20 protein-coding genes are annotated in these 16,288 nt (G+C 39.8%); 13 read left to right on the top strand and 7 right to left on the bottom strand.

Going from position 1 to position 16,288, the window contains the following annotated elements; genetic code table 11:
- Positions 1-321 precede the first annotated feature (321 nt).
- The 6 genes from LAV82_RS01030 to LAV82_RS01005 all read left to right on the top strand — a co-directional run bounded on the left by LAV82_RS01030 (position 322) and on the right by LAV82_RS01005 (position 6,200).
- Positions 322-993 carry a response regulator transcription factor gene (locus LAV82_RS01030; RefSeq protein ID WP_013058558.1) on the top strand — a complete coding sequence of 224 codons (672 nt, stop codon included), beginning with the start codon at positions 322-324 and terminating at the stop codon, positions 991-993.
- A gap of 1 nt (position 994) precedes the next feature.
- Positions 995-2,035: a sensor histidine kinase gene (locus LAV82_RS01025; protein WP_499715474.1), complete on the top strand. Its 1,041-nt coding sequence runs from the start codon at positions 995-997 to the stop codon at positions 2,033-2,035.
- Between the two features lie 87 nt (positions 2,036-2,122).
- The gene (locus LAV82_RS01020) at positions 2,123-2,479 is read left to right on the top strand and encodes a DUF1093 domain-containing protein (protein ID WP_499715472.1); all 357 of its coding nucleotides are present in this window, start codon (positions 2,123-2,125) and stop codon (positions 2,477-2,479) included.
- Positions 2,476-3,243, top strand: a complete 768-nt coding sequence (locus tag LAV82_RS01015) for an ABC transporter ATP-binding protein (RefSeq protein ID WP_211077509.1) — start codon at positions 2,476-2,478, stop codon at positions 3,241-3,243. The genes LAV82_RS01020 and LAV82_RS01015 overlap by 4 nt, the downstream gene beginning before the upstream one ends.
- Positions 3,230-5,140 carry an ABC transporter permease gene (locus LAV82_RS01010; protein ID WP_499715471.1) on the top strand — a complete coding sequence of 637 codons (1,911 nt, stop codon included), beginning with the start codon at positions 3,230-3,232 and terminating at the stop codon, positions 5,138-5,140. The genes LAV82_RS01015 and LAV82_RS01010 overlap by 14 nt, the downstream gene beginning before the upstream one ends.
- A 127-nt stretch (positions 5,141-5,267) precedes the next feature.
- Entirely contained in the window at positions 5,268-6,200 is a 933-nt protein-coding gene (locus tag LAV82_RS01005; RefSeq protein ID WP_499715470.1) for a patatin-like phospholipase family protein, read from the top strand.
- 11 nt (positions 6,201-6,211) lie between these two features.
- Here the strand turns inward: LAV82_RS01005 and LAV82_RS01000 are convergent, their stop codons facing one another.
- Positions 6,212-6,577 carry a DUF3221 domain-containing protein gene (locus LAV82_RS01000; RefSeq protein WP_013058552.1) on the bottom strand — a complete coding sequence of 122 codons (366 nt, stop codon included), beginning with the start codon at positions 6,575-6,577 and terminating at the stop codon, positions 6,212-6,214.
- A 174-nt stretch (positions 6,578-6,751) separates the two neighbouring features.
- Here LAV82_RS01000 and LAV82_RS00995 point away from each other — a divergent pair, with 174 nt between their 5' ends.
- The 3 genes from LAV82_RS00995 (at position 6,752) to LAV82_RS00985 (ending at position 8,388) form a co-directional block, all read left to right on the top strand.
- Entirely contained in the window at positions 6,752-7,360 is a 609-nt protein-coding gene (locus LAV82_RS00995) for a hypothetical protein (RefSeq protein WP_499715469.1), read from the top strand.
- A gap of 136 nt (positions 7,361-7,496) precedes the next feature.
- Positions 7,497-7,757 (top strand): hypothetical protein, encoded by a 261-nt coding sequence (locus LAV82_RS00990; RefSeq protein WP_013058550.1) that lies wholly within the window; start codon positions 7,497-7,499, stop codon positions 7,755-7,757.
- 292 nt (positions 7,758-8,049) lie between these two features.
- Positions 8,050-8,388, top strand: coding sequence for a hypothetical protein (locus LAV82_RS00985; RefSeq protein WP_211077513.1), 339 nt, complete (start codon positions 8,050-8,052; stop codon positions 8,386-8,388).
- A 43-nt stretch (positions 8,389-8,431) separates the two neighbouring features.
- On the opposite strand, the gene LAV82_RS00980 is transcribed toward LAV82_RS00985, so the two are convergent.
- Positions 8,432-8,905: a YtxH domain-containing protein gene (locus tag LAV82_RS00980; RefSeq protein WP_211077514.1), complete on the bottom strand. Its 474-nt coding sequence runs from the start codon at positions 8,903-8,905 to the stop codon at positions 8,432-8,434.
- 328 nt (positions 8,906-9,233) lie between these two features.
- Between LAV82_RS00980 and LAV82_RS00975 the strand changes: the two genes are divergently transcribed.
- The gene (locus tag LAV82_RS00975) at positions 9,234-10,709 is read left to right on the top strand and encodes a glycoside hydrolase family 32 protein (protein ID WP_499715467.1); all 1,476 of its coding nucleotides are present in this window, start codon (positions 9,234-9,236) and stop codon (positions 10,707-10,709) included.
- 50 nt (positions 10,710-10,759) lie between these two features.
- On the opposite strand, the gene LAV82_RS00970 is transcribed toward LAV82_RS00975, so the two are convergent.
- Complete coding sequence (locus LAV82_RS00970) at positions 10,760-11,041, bottom strand: hypothetical protein (RefSeq protein WP_013058546.1); 282 nt, start codon at positions 11,039-11,041, stop codon at positions 10,760-10,762.
- A gap of 86 nt (positions 11,042-11,127) precedes the next feature.
- Positions 11,128-11,316, bottom strand: coding sequence for a hypothetical protein (locus tag LAV82_RS00965; protein WP_013058545.1), 189 nt, complete (start codon positions 11,314-11,316; stop codon positions 11,128-11,130).
- 123 nt (positions 11,317-11,439) lie between these two features.
- On the opposite strand from LAV82_RS00965, the gene LAV82_RS00960 reads away from it, so the two are divergent.
- Complete coding sequence (locus LAV82_RS00960) at positions 11,440-11,730, top strand: hypothetical protein (protein ID WP_211077516.1); 291 nt, start codon at positions 11,440-11,442, stop codon at positions 11,728-11,730.
- 49 nt (positions 11,731-11,779) lie between these two features.
- Here the strand turns inward: LAV82_RS00960 and LAV82_RS00955 are convergent, their stop codons facing one another.
- On the bottom strand, positions 11,780-13,021 hold the full coding sequence (locus LAV82_RS00955; protein ID WP_499715464.1) for an MFS transporter: 1,242 nt from the start codon (positions 13,019-13,021) through the stop codon (positions 11,780-11,782).
- The gene (locus tag LAV82_RS00950; protein WP_211077517.1) at positions 13,018-13,761 is read right to left on the bottom strand and encodes a MerR family transcriptional regulator; all 744 of its coding nucleotides are present in this window, start codon (positions 13,759-13,761) and stop codon (positions 13,018-13,020) included. Before LAV82_RS00950 ends, LAV82_RS00955 begins: the two co-directional genes overlap by 4 nt.
- Before the next feature lie 83 nt (positions 13,762-13,844).
- Here LAV82_RS00950 and LAV82_RS00945 point away from each other — a divergent pair, with 83 nt between their 5' ends.
- Together LAV82_RS00945 and LAV82_RS00940 are read left to right on the top strand one after the other, a co-directional pair.
- Positions 13,845-14,525 carry a CPBP family intramembrane glutamic endopeptidase gene (locus LAV82_RS00945; protein ID WP_499715463.1) on the top strand — a complete coding sequence of 227 codons (681 nt, stop codon included), beginning with the start codon at positions 13,845-13,847 and terminating at the stop codon, positions 14,523-14,525.
- A gap of 226 nt (positions 14,526-14,751) precedes the next feature.
- A complete protein-coding gene (locus LAV82_RS00940) occupies positions 14,752-15,714 on the top strand; it encodes an aldo/keto reductase (protein ID WP_057234169.1) in 963 nt (320 codons plus the stop codon).
- 36 nt (positions 15,715-15,750) lie between these two features.
- Here the strand turns inward: LAV82_RS00940 and LAV82_RS00935 are convergent, their stop codons facing one another.
- Positions 15,751-16,137, bottom strand: a complete 387-nt coding sequence (locus LAV82_RS00935) for a MerR family transcriptional regulator (RefSeq protein WP_013058539.1) — start codon at positions 16,135-16,137, stop codon at positions 15,751-15,753.
- Positions 16,138-16,288: the final 151 nt, after the last annotated feature.

Genomic DNA, 16,288 nt, shown 5'->3' with positions numbered 1-16,288 from the left:
AACTAGCTCCTTTTTACATATCCACATGTCAAATTAGTTTAAGTTTTCATCTTATATACTATAGTAACAAAAAATGAGCATTTAATGGAGTTTAAAGATTACTTATTAACGATATTGTCATTATTTTGTAGTATTTGAACAGAGAAACTTGTAACATATACAAGTTTACACTACGATAATACTCGTTCACTCTTCGTTTTACAGAAATAAATGGTTTATTTTTAAGAAAATTGCTGTCATGCTAATGAATTAGGTGAGCTTTTAAGAGAGTATTCAACAGTGGGTTATACATAATATATAGGACAATACAGAGGTGAATGTATGAAAATTTTAATTGTAGAAGACGATGATAAAATATATGAATTAGTAAAAGAGAAATTTGAACAGTGGTCATTTGAAGTGGCTGGAGTAGAAGACTTTCAAAAGGTAATGGAAGTATTTATTGCAGAAAGCCCAGAGCTTGTTATTTTAGACGTGAATTTGCCTGTATATGACGGGTTTTACTGGTGTCAGCAAATACGTACAGTTTCAAAAACTCCTATCGTCTTTCTTTCCTCTCGTGAACATCCAATGGATATTGTTATGGCAATGAATGTTGGGGCAGATGACTATATTCAAAAGCCGTTTAACTTGGATGTTCTTGTTGCTAAAGTGCAGGCGCTTCTGCGCAGAACGTATTCATATGGAGACACGATTTCAGACGTTATCGATTGGAACGGCGCGGTGCTAGACTTAAAAAAAGGAAGTTTGCATTACAACGATCAAGAAATTCATTTAACGAAAAATGAATTTTTTATTTTACGGCTTCTTTTGGAAGAACGAGGCAAGATTGTATCGCGAGAAGAGCTTATGCGAAGGTTATGGGAAGATGAGAAATTTGTAAGTGACAATACGCTTTCTGTCAACATCACACGCATTCGCACCAAGCTGGAAGACATCGGGCTGAATGATAAAATTGTGACCAAAAAAGGCCAAGGATATTTGGTGAATTAAGATGTGGAAAAGTTTTTTAAGAGAAAGGCTAAGCTGGATTTTATTTGTTCTTATATGGCTGAGTGTAATCGATGCTCTGCTGCTGCTTGAGTATGATATTAAGGTATCGTCCACTTCGTTTTGGTATTTGAATCTTTTAACGCTGTGTCTGCTGATTCTGTTTCTTTTATGGAGAGGAATAAAAGAAAGAAGATTTCTAAAAAAGTTAAGCTTAATGCTGCGGCATGATCATGATGCGTACGATTTACAAGAAATGCATTCATACGTTAGAACGAAAGCAGATGAAGATATGCTGAGTCTGCTGCAGCATATAGATCGTGTGTATCGCAGACAAACTCATGCTCTTCACGTACAGCAGCGAGAGCAGCAGGAATATGTAACGACTTGGGTTCATGAGATCAAGACGCCGCTTACTGCGATGAAGCTGCTTATTAATGCTCATCGTACAGAGCTTTATAAATGGCCTTGGCTAAAGGATATTGAAGATGAGTGGATGAAAATTGACGGATTAGTAGATCAGAATTTATATTCTGCACGCCTGCAGTACTTAGAAAAAGATTATCAGGTGCAGGCAGTGTCGCTAAGTGAACTTGTTTTTCCAAACGTTGCGTACTTCTCAAAGTGGTGTATTGAAAAGAAACTGCATATTGATGAAAAAAATCTAGACATACTGGTGCACACTGATCCAAAGTGGATGCAGTTTGTTGTGAGGCAAGTGCTGTCTAACTCCATTAAATATAGCCCTCTAGAAGGAAAGCTTTCTTTTTTTAGTGAAGAAACGCCAAAGTACGTAAAGTTATTTATCGCTGATCAAGGGAAAGGGATTCCAACTCAAGATCTTCCCCGGGTTTTTGAAAAAGGATTCACAGGAAATGCGGGAAGAAAAACGAAGGGAGCTACAGGGCTAGGACTGTATTTTTCAAAAAAAATTACAGATGCTCTTGGCCATCAAATAGAGGTGAATTCACTTTTACACGAAGGAACCACGGTGATTCTGACCTTCTACAAACCGAATTCTTTTGATAACCTTTCAAAAATGTAAGATTGCACGCTGAGATTGTCATCTGCTTCAAACGAATCTTTCCTTGTTTCAAAGTAAGATAGAGCTATACACAAGGAGGGAACGTACATGAAGAGAAAGTGGGTTAGCCTCTTAGCTCTGCTTTTTGTTGTAGGAGCAGCTATAGGAGGAATAAAGATTTATCAAAAAGCCGCAACGGAGCATCAATACGGGATTATCCCAAAAGAAGCAAAAAAAGTGGATGAGTATGGACGAGTTCAATATACAATTTCAGTGATAAACGAAAAAGGACAAACAATGTTTCAAACATTTACAACGATTAAACAGTTAAAAGAAGGAACGGTTATTGACCTTTTCATTCGAGGTAATGAAGTTCGGAAATATGACATTATAACAAAAAATGAGCTGCCGCAGCGAGTGAAAAGCGTGTGGCCTACAAAAGAACGAAAGGAGGAGGAAAAGTGAGCATTGTTCTTGAAGGAAAAAATGTAACCAAAACGTTTGGATCAAGAGGAAATGTATACGAAGCGCTAAAAGGAATTGATTTTACAATCGAAGAAGGAGAGTTTCTCGGTATTATGGGACCATCTGGAGCGGGAAAAACGACGCTGATGAACATTCTTTCAACGATTGACCGTCCAACCGATGGCGAGGTATGGATTCAAGGGGAAAACGTGGCGCTCATGAAAGATAAGAAGCTGTCTGCTTTCAGACGCAATCATTTAGGGTTTATTTTTCAAGATTATAATTTATTGGATACGTTAACGGTAAAAGAAAATATTCTTCTGCCGCTTACGGTTACAAAAATGTCTAAGAAAGAGATGGAAGCGAAGCTTAAAGACACCGCAATGCGACTAGGCATCTATGAGCTGGCGGATAAGTACCCGTATGAGATTTCTGGCGGACAAAAACAGCGCGTTGCAGCAGCGAGAGCAATGATTACGAATCCAGCCGTTATTTTCGCCGATGAACCTACCGGAGCTCTTGATTCCAAAGCTGCTTCAAGCCTGCTTGAAAAGCTGTCGCAACTAAATCAAGAAGACCGTGCCACGATTATTATGGTGACGCATGATCCGCTGGCTTCAAGCTACTGCAGCCGCGTGCTGTTTATTAAAGACGGACAAATTTATACGGAGCTGTTTAAAGGCGAACAAACGAGACAAGCATTTTTTAAACGAATTATGAACATTCAAGGCGCATTAGGCGGTGAAGGCTATGACCGTATTTGATCTTGTTAAAAAGAATATGCGCAAAAATATTAGCCGGTACAGCCTTTATTTCTTTTCAATGATTTTTAGCATTATTGTGTACTATGTGTTTGCTACGCTTCAGTACGACCAATCGATTTCAAAGGTTATTGGAGAAGAGCTGAGGCTGCAGGGCATTTTTAATGCTTCAAATTACGTTCTGCTTACCTTTATTGTCGTATTTATTTGGTACACAAATTCATTTTTTATCAGGCAGCGGAAGAGAGAACTCGGGCTGTATCATTTAGTCGGCATTGAAAAACGTACGATTGGAAAAATGATTTTCTATGAGAATATGCTGCTGGGGATTTCTTCTCTGGTGGTCGGTATTTTACTAGGTACCGTGTTTTCAAGGCTGTTTGTGCTGTTTTTACTAAAGCTTATGGGACTGTCGCTTTCTATTACGCTCACATTTTCTCTTCAAGCGGTTTTACAAACAGCCGTAGTGTTTTTAATTGTTACCATTTTTATATCGTTTCAAGGCTATTTTATTATGTACCGCTATACGCTATTAGATCTGTTTCAAGCAGAAAGCAAAAGTGAACGCGTAAATAAAATGAATTCAAAGCGATCAATTGTAGTGGGAGGACTTGGTATCTTACTCGTTGGCTACGGGTACTACCTTTCATCAGGAAACATTGTGACGCCTAAGTTTTTTCTAATTGTAGCCGTTGTACTGTTCTCGGTCATTTTCGGTACATTTTTACTTTTTAAAGCCACAATTGAGTGGCTGATGGGACTTTACCGAGAGCATGCAAGCGGATATTATTCGTTTGCAAATATGCTAAGTGTTTCTACTATGATGTATCGAATTAAAGCAAATGCACGAGTGTTAACCCTAATTACGATCTTGTCGGCTACTACACTTGTAGCAGTTGGTGTGACGTATTCCTCGTACTATAACACAAAAGCCGACGCCAGAAGCATGCAGCCTTATGACTATACGCTGCACAGCAAAAAAGCAGCGCAAGAATTTATGGATGTACTGGATGCGCTAGATATCCAATCAAATCAGTATGTCTATCATATCGTGAAGCACTCTGCTGATTTATCGGATTTTCGATTTATTACATCTGGTTATTACGGGGATGGTGAGCGAATCAGTTTTTTAGATGAAGAAGAAGTGCGGAAAAACGGCGTTTCGGTTCCTTCGTTAAGTGCAAACGAAACCGTTGTTTTTGATTCGATGGCAAAAGGAAAAGTGTTTAAGCCTAGTACAGGTAAAACGGCAGTTGTGCAGCTGAACAAATCAGAACAGCTTGCTTTAAAAGTCGTTAAATCAGAACCTTCACTTATTCTTGACTCTGAAAGTGCCGGCTATCAGTTTGTAGTCAATCACGACACGTTTATCAAACTTTCAAAGGCTGGACAAAAGCAAGCGGTGTACGTGTTTAATACGGATGATGAAAACAAACAAAATGAACTTACTAAGAACTATCATCAAATCGCAAAAGTGGCTGGAGAAAGCCGTACTTCATACTATGATGTGTTTCAGGCAGGCTTAATGAGTAAAGGATTGTTTATTTTTATTGGAGGATTTTTAGGGCTCGTCTTTTTGATGGCAACGGGCAGTATTATTTATTTTAAGCAAATCTCAGAAGCTGAACAAGAGCGCAAAAGATTTGAAGTACTGCGTAAGCTTGGGTTTTCAGTGTCTCAAATGAGGAGCGCCGTGCGAAAGCAGCAGCTGTTTACGTTTGGTTTGCCTTTAGTAATTGCCATCTTGCACAGTCTATTTGCGCTGAAGGTCATTACAAACTTAATCGGTGAAAGTCTGATAGTTCCTGTTTTAATAGCGGATGCAGTATACGGGATTATTTATTTTCTTTTCTACTGGCTGACAATGAATTACTATCGAATGGTAATAAAGCGACTGTAAAGAAAAGACTGTTTCGATAAATGAAACAGTCTTTTTTTGTTGGGAAAATAAAAGGTATGGAGTAGCGAAAACCTGAATATAAAAAAGGGTATATAAAAACTAGAAAGTTGCAGGGGAGGGGAAAGATGTGAAAGCAGATGCTGTATTTGAAGGGGGAGGCGTTCGAGGAATTGCATTCACGGGTGCGATTGAAGCGATGGAAGAAAGCAACGTAGAATGGCAGCGTCTAGCAGGTACGTCAGCAGGCTCGTTAATTGCGGCTCTTTTGGCGAGCGGCTATAAAAGTGGTGAAATTCGCAAGGAGCTTCAAAACATGGACTATGTCAAGTTTCGCGGGAAAACGATCATTAACCGAATTCCTCTGATTGGGAACTTAATTGAATTAATGATTCATTTAGGTTTTTATAAAAATGATTATTTGGAAAAATGGGTGTACGGTTTGCTGCGTGAAAAAGGAATTGAAACGTTTGCGGATTTGCCGGCAGATAAGCTGAAAATTATTGCCTCAGACATTTCGAACGGACAGATGCTTGTGCTGCCTGACGACTTGCCTCGCTACGGAATGCAGCCAAGCGATATGAAGATTTCACAAGCCGTGATGATGAGTGCGTCCATTCCTTTTTTCTTTCGTCCCGTCATCTGGAAATCCAAAGGGTTCAAGAGGTCATACATTGTCGATGGAGCGCTTTTAAGCAATTTTCCGATTTGGCTGTTTGATACGGAGCATCCGCGTTTCCCGACATTTGGTTTTCGATTTGTAAAAGAAGAAATTGATACAGCCGCTGTTATTCCGACGCCGGTCCATTTATTTAAAAGTATGTTTACAACGATGCTTCAAGCTCACGATTTGCGGTATTTGAACGCGGAGACAAAAGAACGAACGGTGCAAATTCCAACCGGGGTGATTACGGCAACGGATTTTGCCTTAAAGGAAGAAGAAATCGAATTTTTATATGAATCTGGTTATATATCAGCAAAGCGCTTTTTAGAAAAATGGGATTTTGAACAGCATAAAATGAATCGGACCGGACGTCAGCTGACACGAAGAAAGCTCCCGTAACAGGAGCTTTTCTAAGGCTGTTTTAAAATGTGGACTTCAACAGCTTCGCCTTTTGCCGGAACGGAATACTGAACGCTTTTGTCTTTTTTAAGCCAAGCTTTAACGAGCTGTCCTTTTTTGTATGTTTGATTATCCGGAATTTTTACATAAATAGGCTGTACATCGCTAGAACCAAGTATTTCTTTTGTTGTATAGTCAAGCGCGGTATCTCGCGGAATGACGTTTGCAATAAGAATTTCATCTTGTTTCACTTCTAAAATGCGCCCTTGAACTAAATAGCCGGCCGGCTTTTTTGACTGCTCGGCATTATCAGAACAGCCGCTTAAACAAATAAAAAAGAGAAGAAAAAGTGCAGTTGATTGAACGGTAAACTTCATAAAATCTCCTTTCCGTTTCAACATGACTACCATTATAACGCGTTTGACCATTTCTTTTCCAGTTTTCGGAGAAAGCAAGAGGTAATCGTTGACGTTATTTCAGCACGCGTGATATGTTTTAACTCATAAATGCTATTTTTACTAGAAGTCACGCCTAGTACGGGAGGTCCTTATATGGATGTTACCTTTTTAACCAATGTTATTCGACATATATTGGAACGAGATAATTTTGTCATTGACTTTGAAGAATCAGATGAACAAAATATTCATTTTTGGCATCGAGACGAGCCGTTTCGCCTTTTTATTTCAGAACAAACGGAAAGCTATTTAGTATGGACCGTTTTTGAAAATGAAAAAGAACAGTGGAGCGGAAAAACATTTCTTCAAGAAGTGACGAATACGTGTAAAGACTGCAGTGAGCCAATCGCGCACTGGATTTATAAAGACGGAGGCAAAGCAGGTTATTGCGATCATTGTCTGAACGCGTTTGGAAATGCGTATTTTACAAATGCTGATGATATCAAGCAAAATCTTCATTTAATTGACGGCTCTATTTGTTTTATTACCGATGAAACCGGAAGCGATTGGTGGATTGCATATGAAGGGTTCAAACGAGTAATTGCAAGATTAGAAGAAAATCCCGATCAGAAAGTAGAAATGTACAAGCCCGAATATCCGGTCTTTAAATGGGAAATACATTTTCTAACGGAAAACAATTCTGCTAGCTTTAAGTTCAAAGATGACTTTGCATCTGGAATTGTACCGAAGGGAAGAATACTCTAACATCCTTGTTATAAGGGTGTTTTTTCTTATAATGGGAAGTTTTTTTGAAAAAAATAATTAATTTAGGTTAAAAAGAAGGAATTAAAGGGTAAAGAGTAGAAGATATATCACTATAGGAAGAATGGGGGAAATAATTATGACAACTACAACAAATTTAACACTGGGGTACAAAATGTACACGATTGATTTTAGCCGTCCAACGCAGTCTAACGAGGCACTGCTTGATTTCTTTAAAGATGTGCAGCACAGACAGGGAAATAACGCAGAAAGCTTTTCTAAAACATTAATGGAAATCGAAGAAATCAAAACAAAATATGTAGATCACGAAATCGTACAGCTGGCTAAATCGCTTGAACAGCAAATAAGCCGCTCAAATGCAGAAAAACTTGAGGTCTGATAATCACCAGAAATGGTCGATTTATCAGACCTTTTTTATATTTTTATCGATGTAGCACTTTATACTTGGCTAAAGGGAAGCCAAGTATAAAGTGCTAGACCTATGCGGAAGTTGCCCTCCCTTGCGGGCTGCCAACTTCCGCATGGGTGAACCTTTTGGGGTGAAGTCAAGGGGACAGGATATCTGGTAGTATAGGTTTTTGGTCGAGGATAAAATTCTGTACATTTCAAAGGATGTTTGATTTCATCAAAAGTTGTAGATGAATAGACTATCAAGTCGTTGGAGGCGTTGTATGGTTGGAATTTGCAGCTGGAAGTGTGCAGTGAGTGGAATAAGTATTGCGAGTGTCTACAGTAAGCAGCCGTCGTGGCAGCGGGAGTGTTATTTGGTAACACCTGGTAAAGTTTATTATGAGTCGTGCTATCAAGGGTACGGAGAGTTTGCGGGAAGGGATATTTTTTGTTTGATGAGAGAAAGCGGAGCGGAAAAAGAAGACAGTGAAGGGGTAGCAGCTTTTAAGCCTAAGATTGTGCTGGCGAAGTATTACAGCGGACAGCGTTATGAAGAACTGCCGGAATCAGAGCCGTGTCCGTACGAAGGCTACTTTTTTGAAGGGTGGAAGGAAGGATAGCGAATATGCATAAAAGCTGTAGAGATATCTCTACAGCTTGTTATTAACGTCTTGTTTCATCGACAGATTGTTCTAAGTCACTTACTTCTTGCGTAATTGTATTTAATTCTTCTTGCACCGCTTCAGCTTCAAGAACAGGATCTTGAACGATTTCTGTCGTTTCAAGCTCTTCTGCTGCAGCCGTTTCTGCAAGCGGCTGTTCTTTAGCAGTGCGCAGAGATTTCACTTTGTTGACAACTTGCGAAGACTGTTCGGAGACTTTTTGTGAAAGACGAGCCGTGCGCTGTTTGAGGTCTTGGCCTTTTGCATATACCGTTTCTTTCACTTGACCTGTTTTAGCAAGTGCTTGATTCGCTCCGTCTTGAATAGAAGCACGCAGCTCTTTTCCTGACTTTGGCGCTACTAGTAAAGCTGTTGTTACACCCACTACGCTGCCTACTAACGTGCCGACTAATAACTCTTTGCTTCCAACTTTTGTTTCTTTACCTACTGTTTCTTTTACGTTTTCTTTTGTCATGACATTTCCTCCTTTTATAATATGTAATATGAAGGGTTTACCATTTTGTTGAATACTTCCTGCAAAACGCAAATGATTCGCTAAAAAAATCTGCAAGTGCCGTCGGACGCTCGTACAGGCTGGTGAAATTTGATTGTATATAGTATTCAACCACCTGACAGAAAAACCTTCTTTTCTGCTATAAAAACAGAAAAAAACTTATCTATAAAATCCGACACAAGAAAACGACAACATTCGTTCTTTGGTAGCATTTTCACTTGAAATTTTATATCATAGAGTGCAAGGAGAATACGTTCTCTTTTTTTTAGATGCTGGAGGGATTGAAGAGATGGCTGAATCAAAGTACAGAACAATTTTAGAAGCAAACTCTGGAGAGTTAGAAGAATTAAAAGAGAAAGCAATCAAAGACAGCTGGCAGCCGATTTATCATATTCATCCACAGTACGGGCTGATGAATGATCCGAACGGATTGATTCAATTAAACGGTGAATATCACGTGTTTTATCAGTGGTATCCGTACGGTGCGATGCATGGAATGAAGCACTGGGCTCATGTGAAATCTACGGATTTAGTAACGTGGGAACGCCTTCCGGTTGCGTTAACGCCAACGGAAGAATATGAATCGCACGGCGCATACTCAGGCGGCGCGATTGAAAAAGATGGTCAAGGGCTGCTGTTTTATACGGGGAATGTAAAATACGAAGACGGCTCACGTTCAGCTAATCAATGTATCGCGATGCTAAACAGGGATGGAAGTGTGGAAAAATACACGCATAATCCAGCGGTACGAGGCGTTCCTGATGGGTATACAGGACATGTGCGTGATCCGAAAGTATGGAAAGAAAATGATACATATTATATGCTGCTAGGCGCTCAGCGTGAAAACGAAACGGGCGCGTTAATTGTGTATGAATCAAGCGATGCGCTTCAGTGGTCATTTAAAGGCGAAGTTAAAACATCGCTTCCTGACTTTGGCTATATGTGGGAGTGCCCGGATTACTTTAAACTGGACGGAAAAGATGTGTTTGTCTTTTCACCGCAAGGAATCAAAGCGGATGGCCACGATTTTCATAATATTTATAATGTGATTTACGCGGTGGGAACATTCGATGTGGAAAGTTTAACGTTTGAAATGGAGTATTACCGTGAAATTGATAAAGGGTTTGACTTTTATGCACCGCAAACGTTCCAAGATGAAAGCGGACGTCGCTTGCTGTTTGCATGGATTGGAAACCCGGACGTTGACTACCCGTCAGACGAATACGGATGGGCCCATGCCTTAACGCTTCCTCGTGAGCTTGCGCTTGAAGGAAATGAACTTGTTCAAAAGCCTGTAGAAGAGTTAAATAAGCTTCGAGATCAAGCGGTTCATTTTAGAGGAACGCTAAAAAATGAAGAAGTGATCATTGATGAAGCAACAAACAATGCATATGAAATCAATATGACGTTCCGCGAGATAGCGGCCAAACAGTTTGGTTTAGAGCTGTTTAATAGTAAAGAAGAAGAGCTTCGCCTCGTGTTTGATACAGAAAAGCAAGAAGTGCGACTCGACCGCTCTTCGTTCCACCATCAATATGCAACGGAATATGGTGTGGTTCGCTCTGAAAAATGGACAGCGTCAAACGAAGTCGATGTTCGCGTATTTGTCGACAAAAGCATCGTCGAAATTTATATAAACGGCGGCAAAATTGTCTTCACTTCCCGGGTATTCCCGAAAAAAGATTCCAAATCAGCTGTAAATGTATTTGCAGAAGGAGCTGTGGATTACCGTATTGATTATTACGGTATGTCGCGCGGTATTTAATATAATAAATAAGAAAAGCCAATGAAGATCATTCATTGGCTTTTTGGTTTCTATAAAAATAAGATACAAATACATGAAGCAACTAAATGAGGAACAGCTGCAATAATAAAGCGTTTCATCCATTCTGTATCCTCTCGCTGCCGGACAGGGGTAAAGTAAGGCCCTCTCGTTTCAAAACGAAATGCGTCCAGTAAGGTTACGAGTGCAATTGCCGTAAGTAATATGCCAAGAGGGCCTGAAATATAGTAAATATACTGCCAGTTGCCTGCTGTAATAGAAATGATAATCACAATAATTAAAGATATAATGCCAGATATTAATCCTGTTTTCAAACTCAAAATCTCCTTACATCCAGTTTTTGCTTATCTATTTTACCATAACCGAATGAAGGTTTGTATATACGGCTCGGGGCGGATATTTACTTCTTAATTGACCTTCTATGTAAGTATCTTCTCGTATAAAATGAGTTTCCTAGCAAAAGCAGTGTCCCTAGAATCCAGCCAGCTGCAGGGGAATAAGGAAAGATATTTTTTAAAGCCATCCCAAAAGAAATAGAGGCTGCTCCGAGTATAAATAAAAGCAGCGTGATTCCTTGACGTTTTTTCATATGTACCACCTCTCTTACTAATTTTACCATAGAATGTGAGTGTAGTAGAATGAAATGTAAGGTGTTATACAAAAAAAGAAGTATATGGTAAAAATTAAGAAGTAGGAAGGGGAGAGGGATGCAATGATTAAGAAAGGATTTATAGCAGGTATCGTGATGGTCGGGATTGTTCTTGCTCTTGCTGCTTTTACAGGGAAGTGGAGCTATCTCTATTTTGTGTCAGGCACGATGGGAGCAGTATCACTGGTTTTAGCTTCGGCATACCTTATTGACAGTATCGTGCTAGGAAGTACAGGCACATTCTTTTCAGCCAAAAAGACGCGCAAGGTGAGCCGAGTTGAAGATGCAAAACGATTTGGAGGTATTGCAGTACCGAACGTATTAGCTGCTTTGATTTATGTAGCCGCTGGTTGATGAACAGGAGTCTATAAAAAACAGCTTGAGGTATAACCTCAAGCTGTTTTTATGCGTCAATCTGAACGTTTCTTTCCCGTTTATCACGCAGCGGCATCAGCATACTCACAAATCCAACGCTTACGATGATGATTGCCGCCGTTAAAAAAGTCGTCTGAGCACCTGCAAGCTTTACGACCATGCCTCCAAGAAGAGGAGCAGTAAGTAAAACGGCACTCGTTAAGGTGTTAATGAATCCGTACACCTTTCCGAGGTGTTTCTTGTCGCTGTACGTTTGAACGATATAGTTAAACAGCAGTAAATTAAGCCCGACTCCGGCCCCTCCAATAGGTGCAGCAATCAAAATGAAATAGCGTGACATAACGGCTGGATTAAAGCAGCTAATGAAAAATAAAGCCCCTCCAAATAGAAGCAGTCCCAGTGATAAAAGTCTAAATGGATGGTGAACCTGTTTTTTTCTATTAAGATACACTCCTGTTGCTAGCGCTCCCAGCCCGATTCCAGAAAGCAGCCAGCCGAGCATTTCCGGATGGTGAGGCAGCACATCTCGAAGGAAGATGCTAATTTGAGCGTCAACAAGCATGACTACAAAATACGAAAGGTGAAACAAAATAACGACGCGTAAAAGGATTGAGTGCTGAAAAACGATTTTCCAGCCGTTTGAAAGCGATTCTTTTGACTGATGAGCACGAGCAGCTTGCCTTTGTGTTTTGTTACCTGACTTTTTAAGTGAAAACAGCACCCCAATAGAAATTATACAAGCTGCGGCGTTAGCTAAAATACATGCTTTGGGCGTTGTGAACTTCAGTGCGGCGGCTCCGAGAAACGGCCCTACAACTTTGGCAATTTGAAACATAATGTTTTGTAAGGTAGAGGCCTGCAGCAGCTGGTCTTCTTTGACCACTTCTCGAACGTAAGCCAGCTGTGCGGGCACTTTCATAACAGAACTCATAGAGCGCAGGGTCAGTACCCCTAGTGCCAAAAGCGGTTCCTTTGTGAAAAATAACAGACATGTGAACAGAAGACGGACTAGTTCAGACAGAAACATCAGCTGTACTTTATCGTAGCGGTCCGCTAAATTTCCTGCTGCTTGACTTAGCAGGATGCTAGGCAAAGCGTACGCGACAGGAATAAGCGTAATCCATAAGGAATTTGCGTGCCACACGTATGTAAAAAGCGTCATCACCGCAAACATATCAAATAAATCTCCGAAGCTTGCCGCAGTGCTTGAAATAAATAATTTTTTATAAGAAGAATTAGCAAACAGCTTTTCTTTTTTCAATACTTTCATTCCTTTATATGTTGTTCGTAAAAAATAATCGCATCTTCAATAAATTGAAGGACTTCGCTGTCAATAGGGTAGAGATTAAGTGAACTTGATGCCTCAGGAGATTTGCGAACATCCCAAAAGGCTTTTTCTAAAGCCGTATGATGACCAAACAGTTCACTGGATAAAAGAAGTATATCAGCTGCAACCAGCTGTCCATCTTCAGATTGAGGTGCACGCTGGTGCTTTAAGCAAAGCTGAACTCGTTTTATGATGTTAATCCATTTATCGGCACTCGCATTCTCCATTTTAGGCAAATTATGCTGCAGAATCTCACTTTCTTCTATTGAAAGCGAAAGCAGATCAGTCCAGCTGCTTTTAGTAGTAGACTGATTGTGAACTAAAGGAAGGAGCTGCTTCCAGTTTAATTTACCTTCTATTTTTATACTGTTGCGGAGAGTGTGAGTATGTTCTAAAGCTCGTTGAATTTCTGAAGCTTTTTGCTGAAGTTTTTGTTGATGAATCGCTAGAAGTTTATCAATACTCACTTGATGAAGAATAAGTTCAATATCTCGCAAAGGAACGGCTAAGTTTTTTAAAAGAGTAATTTTTTCTAGTGTGACTAAGTCTGTTTCTGAGTAAAGCCGCTTTCCATTTTCATCTTTTGACGAGGGATGAATCAAGCCGATTTGATCGTAGTAACGCAGCGTACGCACCGTGAGGCCTAATTTTTTAGCGGCTTGCCCCGTAGAAAAATTAATCATTTTTAACCCCTCCAAAAAAATGCTTGCAGGTAACGCTACGTCACCTTTTACACTGAATATAGGTAAAAGGGAGGCGAAGTAAATTGAAACAAAAAAATCAAGGATTATGGACAATAAAATCATTCGTAATAATGCTGGTGGTCACGTTTATTGCTGTGCCTGTTTTCATTGAAGGAGCATTACAGCAAGCATTACAGTCGCTATTTAAAAGTGAGCTCTATGCTGGAACAGCTACTGGATTTGTCATGGCAGCTGTGTTTTTATCAGCTCTGTATTGGCTGATGGTTCAGGCTGATGATAGAAAAATTGGTTTTCAATCGTTTTCAAAGCGTTACTGGCCGCTCATTCTTTTTTGGCTTTTGGTGCTGATCTTAGGAAGTGTAGCAATTGTTGTGCTCATGGAATGGTTTGGTATGACATATGAAAATAAAAAAACAAACAGTTTACAGCAGGACCTGTCGCTGTTTTCATTTATACTTGCTTTTGTTTCAGCCGCTGTAATCTCACCTTTTTATGAAGAGATAATCTACCGAGGATTTTTTTATACATGGCTGAAACGTAAAGGAGGAATTATGTTTGGATTAATGGGAAGTTCGTTTATCTTTATGCTGGTGCATATTCCAATGTACAATACCTTGCCCGTTAACTTTTTATCAGGTCTCGTGTTTGCCTGGGTGTACGAAAAAACAAAGTCGTTGCTTCCAAGTATGATCATTCATGCTTGTTTTAATGGAATCGCCGTTATTTTAACAGCGGCAGCTTAATGTAGTTTCGATAACGAGTAAGCTATGATTTATCTTACCATATTATGTCTACTGAAGAAGCGAATTGCAAAAAAACAAGCGAAAAATGAACCGGAAAACTGCTAGAAGCACTGCTGTTTCTAGCAGTTTTTTATATATGCACGCACGCTTAAGGCTTGTCTTAAAGTGGACGTTAAGGTGTATGATAAGAGAGGTTAAAGACAGCAATAAAAAGGAGAGGGTATCGATGCAATATCGAAAGCTTGGAGAAACAGGTCTGGAAGTGTCAAATTTATGTCTAGGTACCATGGCGTTCGGACGATGGATTGACGAAAAAGCGTCGGCAGCTATTCTACATAGCGCCATTGAAAATGGCATTAACTTCATTGATACAGCCAATTATTACGGAAAAGGGCAGGATGAAGAGTTTAGATACGGCACAGGGGAATCTGAAGAAATAATTGGACGTGCGTTAAAAGGAAAAAGAGATGATGTGGTGCTTGCGACAAAAGTCGGAATTGCCGTAGGAAAAGGCAAAAATGATAAAGGCCTTTCACGCACACATATTATGAGAGAAGTGGACAACCAGCTGCGACGACTGCAGACGGACTACATTGATCTTTATCAAGTTCATCTTTTTGATTCGAATACACCTATGGAAGAAACGCTTCGCGCGCTAGATGATTTAGTTCGCCAAGGCAAAGTTCGTTATATTGGCTGTTCCAATTACGCGGCGTGGCAAATCGCAAAGTCTTATCATATTAGTGACAAAATGAATCTTGAAAAATTCATTTCAGTTCAGCCTCAGTACAATCTTCTCTCTCGTGAAATTGAACAAGAGCTGCTGCCGTTTAGTCAATCTGAAGGTGTAGGCGTCATGGTATACAGTCCGTTAGCGCGCGGCATGCTTTCAGGAAAATATAAAACATCAAATGACGTGCCGCCAGAAAGCCGTGCTGCGCATGGTGAAAAGCTGCTGCGAAACTACTTTACAGACCGAAACTTTCAGCTGGTGGAGCAGTATCGCAAGTTAGCAGAAAAAAATAAAGTCAGTTTGTCTCAGTTTGCTCTTGCGTGGGTGCTAAATCAGCCCGCTGTAACATCAAGCATTATCGGAGCTAGCAAATTGCATCACGTAACAGATGCAGTTGAAATCAGCGATTGGATATGGTCAGAAGAGCTATTAAATACTGTGAATTCACTATATTGATAAAAAGTCCGCAGGTGCTCCTGCGGACTTTTGCGTTTAAATTTTAATTTCTTTTTGCATTATTTTTGCTTCTAGCGAGTCGTACAAAGCGAGCTTATAGTTAATTTGTTCAAGGTATTTAAACGTTTTGGCCATTTCTTCTTCTACCGCTTCTTTATGATGAAGCATCATGTTTTTTCGTTCTTTAATTGTGCTTTCGCCTTGTTTATAGAGCTCTACATAGCGCTTGATTTCTGCAAGCGGCATGCCCGTTGAGCGAAGAGCTAAGATAAAACGGATCCATTCAACATTTGTATCATTATAGAGGCGCTTTCCGTTTTCATCACGTTCTATAAAAGGAAGGATTCCTTCTTTTTCATAGTAGCGTAAAGTTGGTGCGGAAAGCCCGGTTTTTTTATTCATTTCTTTCATGCTATAAGACAAGATTGTTCACTCCCACTTGTGAATCGTAAAGCTTACTTTAAGGTATATGATAATCGATAGTTGAGTGTTTTATCAAATTCTTTTTCGGTTGTTAAAAAAATATGGAACTTTTATACAGTTTGTCCGTAATAACAAGTAGACAATAATAAAC

Source organism: Bacillus sp. ILBB4 (genome assembly GCF_035064545.1).
In the GTDB taxonomy this organism is placed as follows: domain Bacteria; phylum Bacillota; class Bacilli; order Bacillales; family Bacillaceae_H; genus Priestia.
The sequence above is the reverse complement of the archived record's forward strand: the minus strand, read 5'-3'. Positions and strand labels throughout refer to the sequence as shown.

Coding starts and splice junctions, on each gene's coding strand:
- LAV82_RS00975 (WP_499715467.1), top strand. CDS start 9,234: ATGGCTGAATCAAAGTACAGAACAATTTTAGAAGCAAACTCTGGAGAG.
- LAV82_RS00955 (WP_499715464.1), bottom strand. CDS start 13,021: ATGAAAGTATTGAAAAAAGAAAAGCTGTTTGCTAATTCTTCTTATAAA.
- LAV82_RS00965 (WP_013058545.1), bottom strand. CDS start 11,316: ATGAAAAAACGTCAAGGAATCACGCTGCTTTTATTTATACTCGGAGCA.
- LAV82_RS01020 (WP_499715472.1), top strand. CDS start 2,123: ATGAAGAGAAAGTGGGTTAGCCTCTTAGCTCTGCTTTTTGTTGTAGGA.
- LAV82_RS00990 (WP_013058550.1), top strand. CDS start 7,497: ATGACAACTACAACAAATTTAACACTGGGGTACAAAATGTACACGATT.
- LAV82_RS00950 (WP_211077517.1), bottom strand. CDS start 13,761: ATGATTAATTTTTCTACGGGGCAAGCCGCTAAAAAATTAGGCCTCACG.
- LAV82_RS00985 (WP_211077513.1), top strand. CDS start 8,050: ATGGTTGGAATTTGCAGCTGGAAGTGTGCAGTGAGTGGAATAAGTATT.
- LAV82_RS01000 (WP_013058552.1), bottom strand. CDS start 6,577: ATGAAGTTTACCGTTCAATCAACTGCACTTTTTCTTCTCTTTTTTATT.
- LAV82_RS01025 (WP_499715474.1), top strand. CDS start 995: ATGTGGAAAAGTTTTTTAAGAGAAAGGCTAAGCTGGATTTTATTTGTT.
- LAV82_RS01010 (WP_499715471.1), top strand. CDS start 3,230: ATGACCGTATTTGATCTTGTTAAAAAGAATATGCGCAAAAATATTAGC.
- LAV82_RS01030 (WP_013058558.1), top strand. CDS start 322: ATGAAAATTTTAATTGTAGAAGACGATGATAAAATATATGAATTAGTA.
- LAV82_RS00940 (WP_057234169.1), top strand. CDS start 14,752: ATGCAATATCGAAAGCTTGGAGAAACAGGTCTGGAAGTGTCAAATTTA.
- LAV82_RS00995 (WP_499715469.1), top strand. CDS start 6,752: ATGGATGTTACCTTTTTAACCAATGTTATTCGACATATATTGGAACGA.
- LAV82_RS00960 (WP_211077516.1), top strand. CDS start 11,440: ATGATTAAGAAAGGATTTATAGCAGGTATCGTGATGGTCGGGATTGTT.
- LAV82_RS00980 (WP_211077514.1), bottom strand. CDS start 8,905: ATGACAAAAGAAAACGTAAAAGAAACAGTAGGTAAAGAAACAAAAGTT.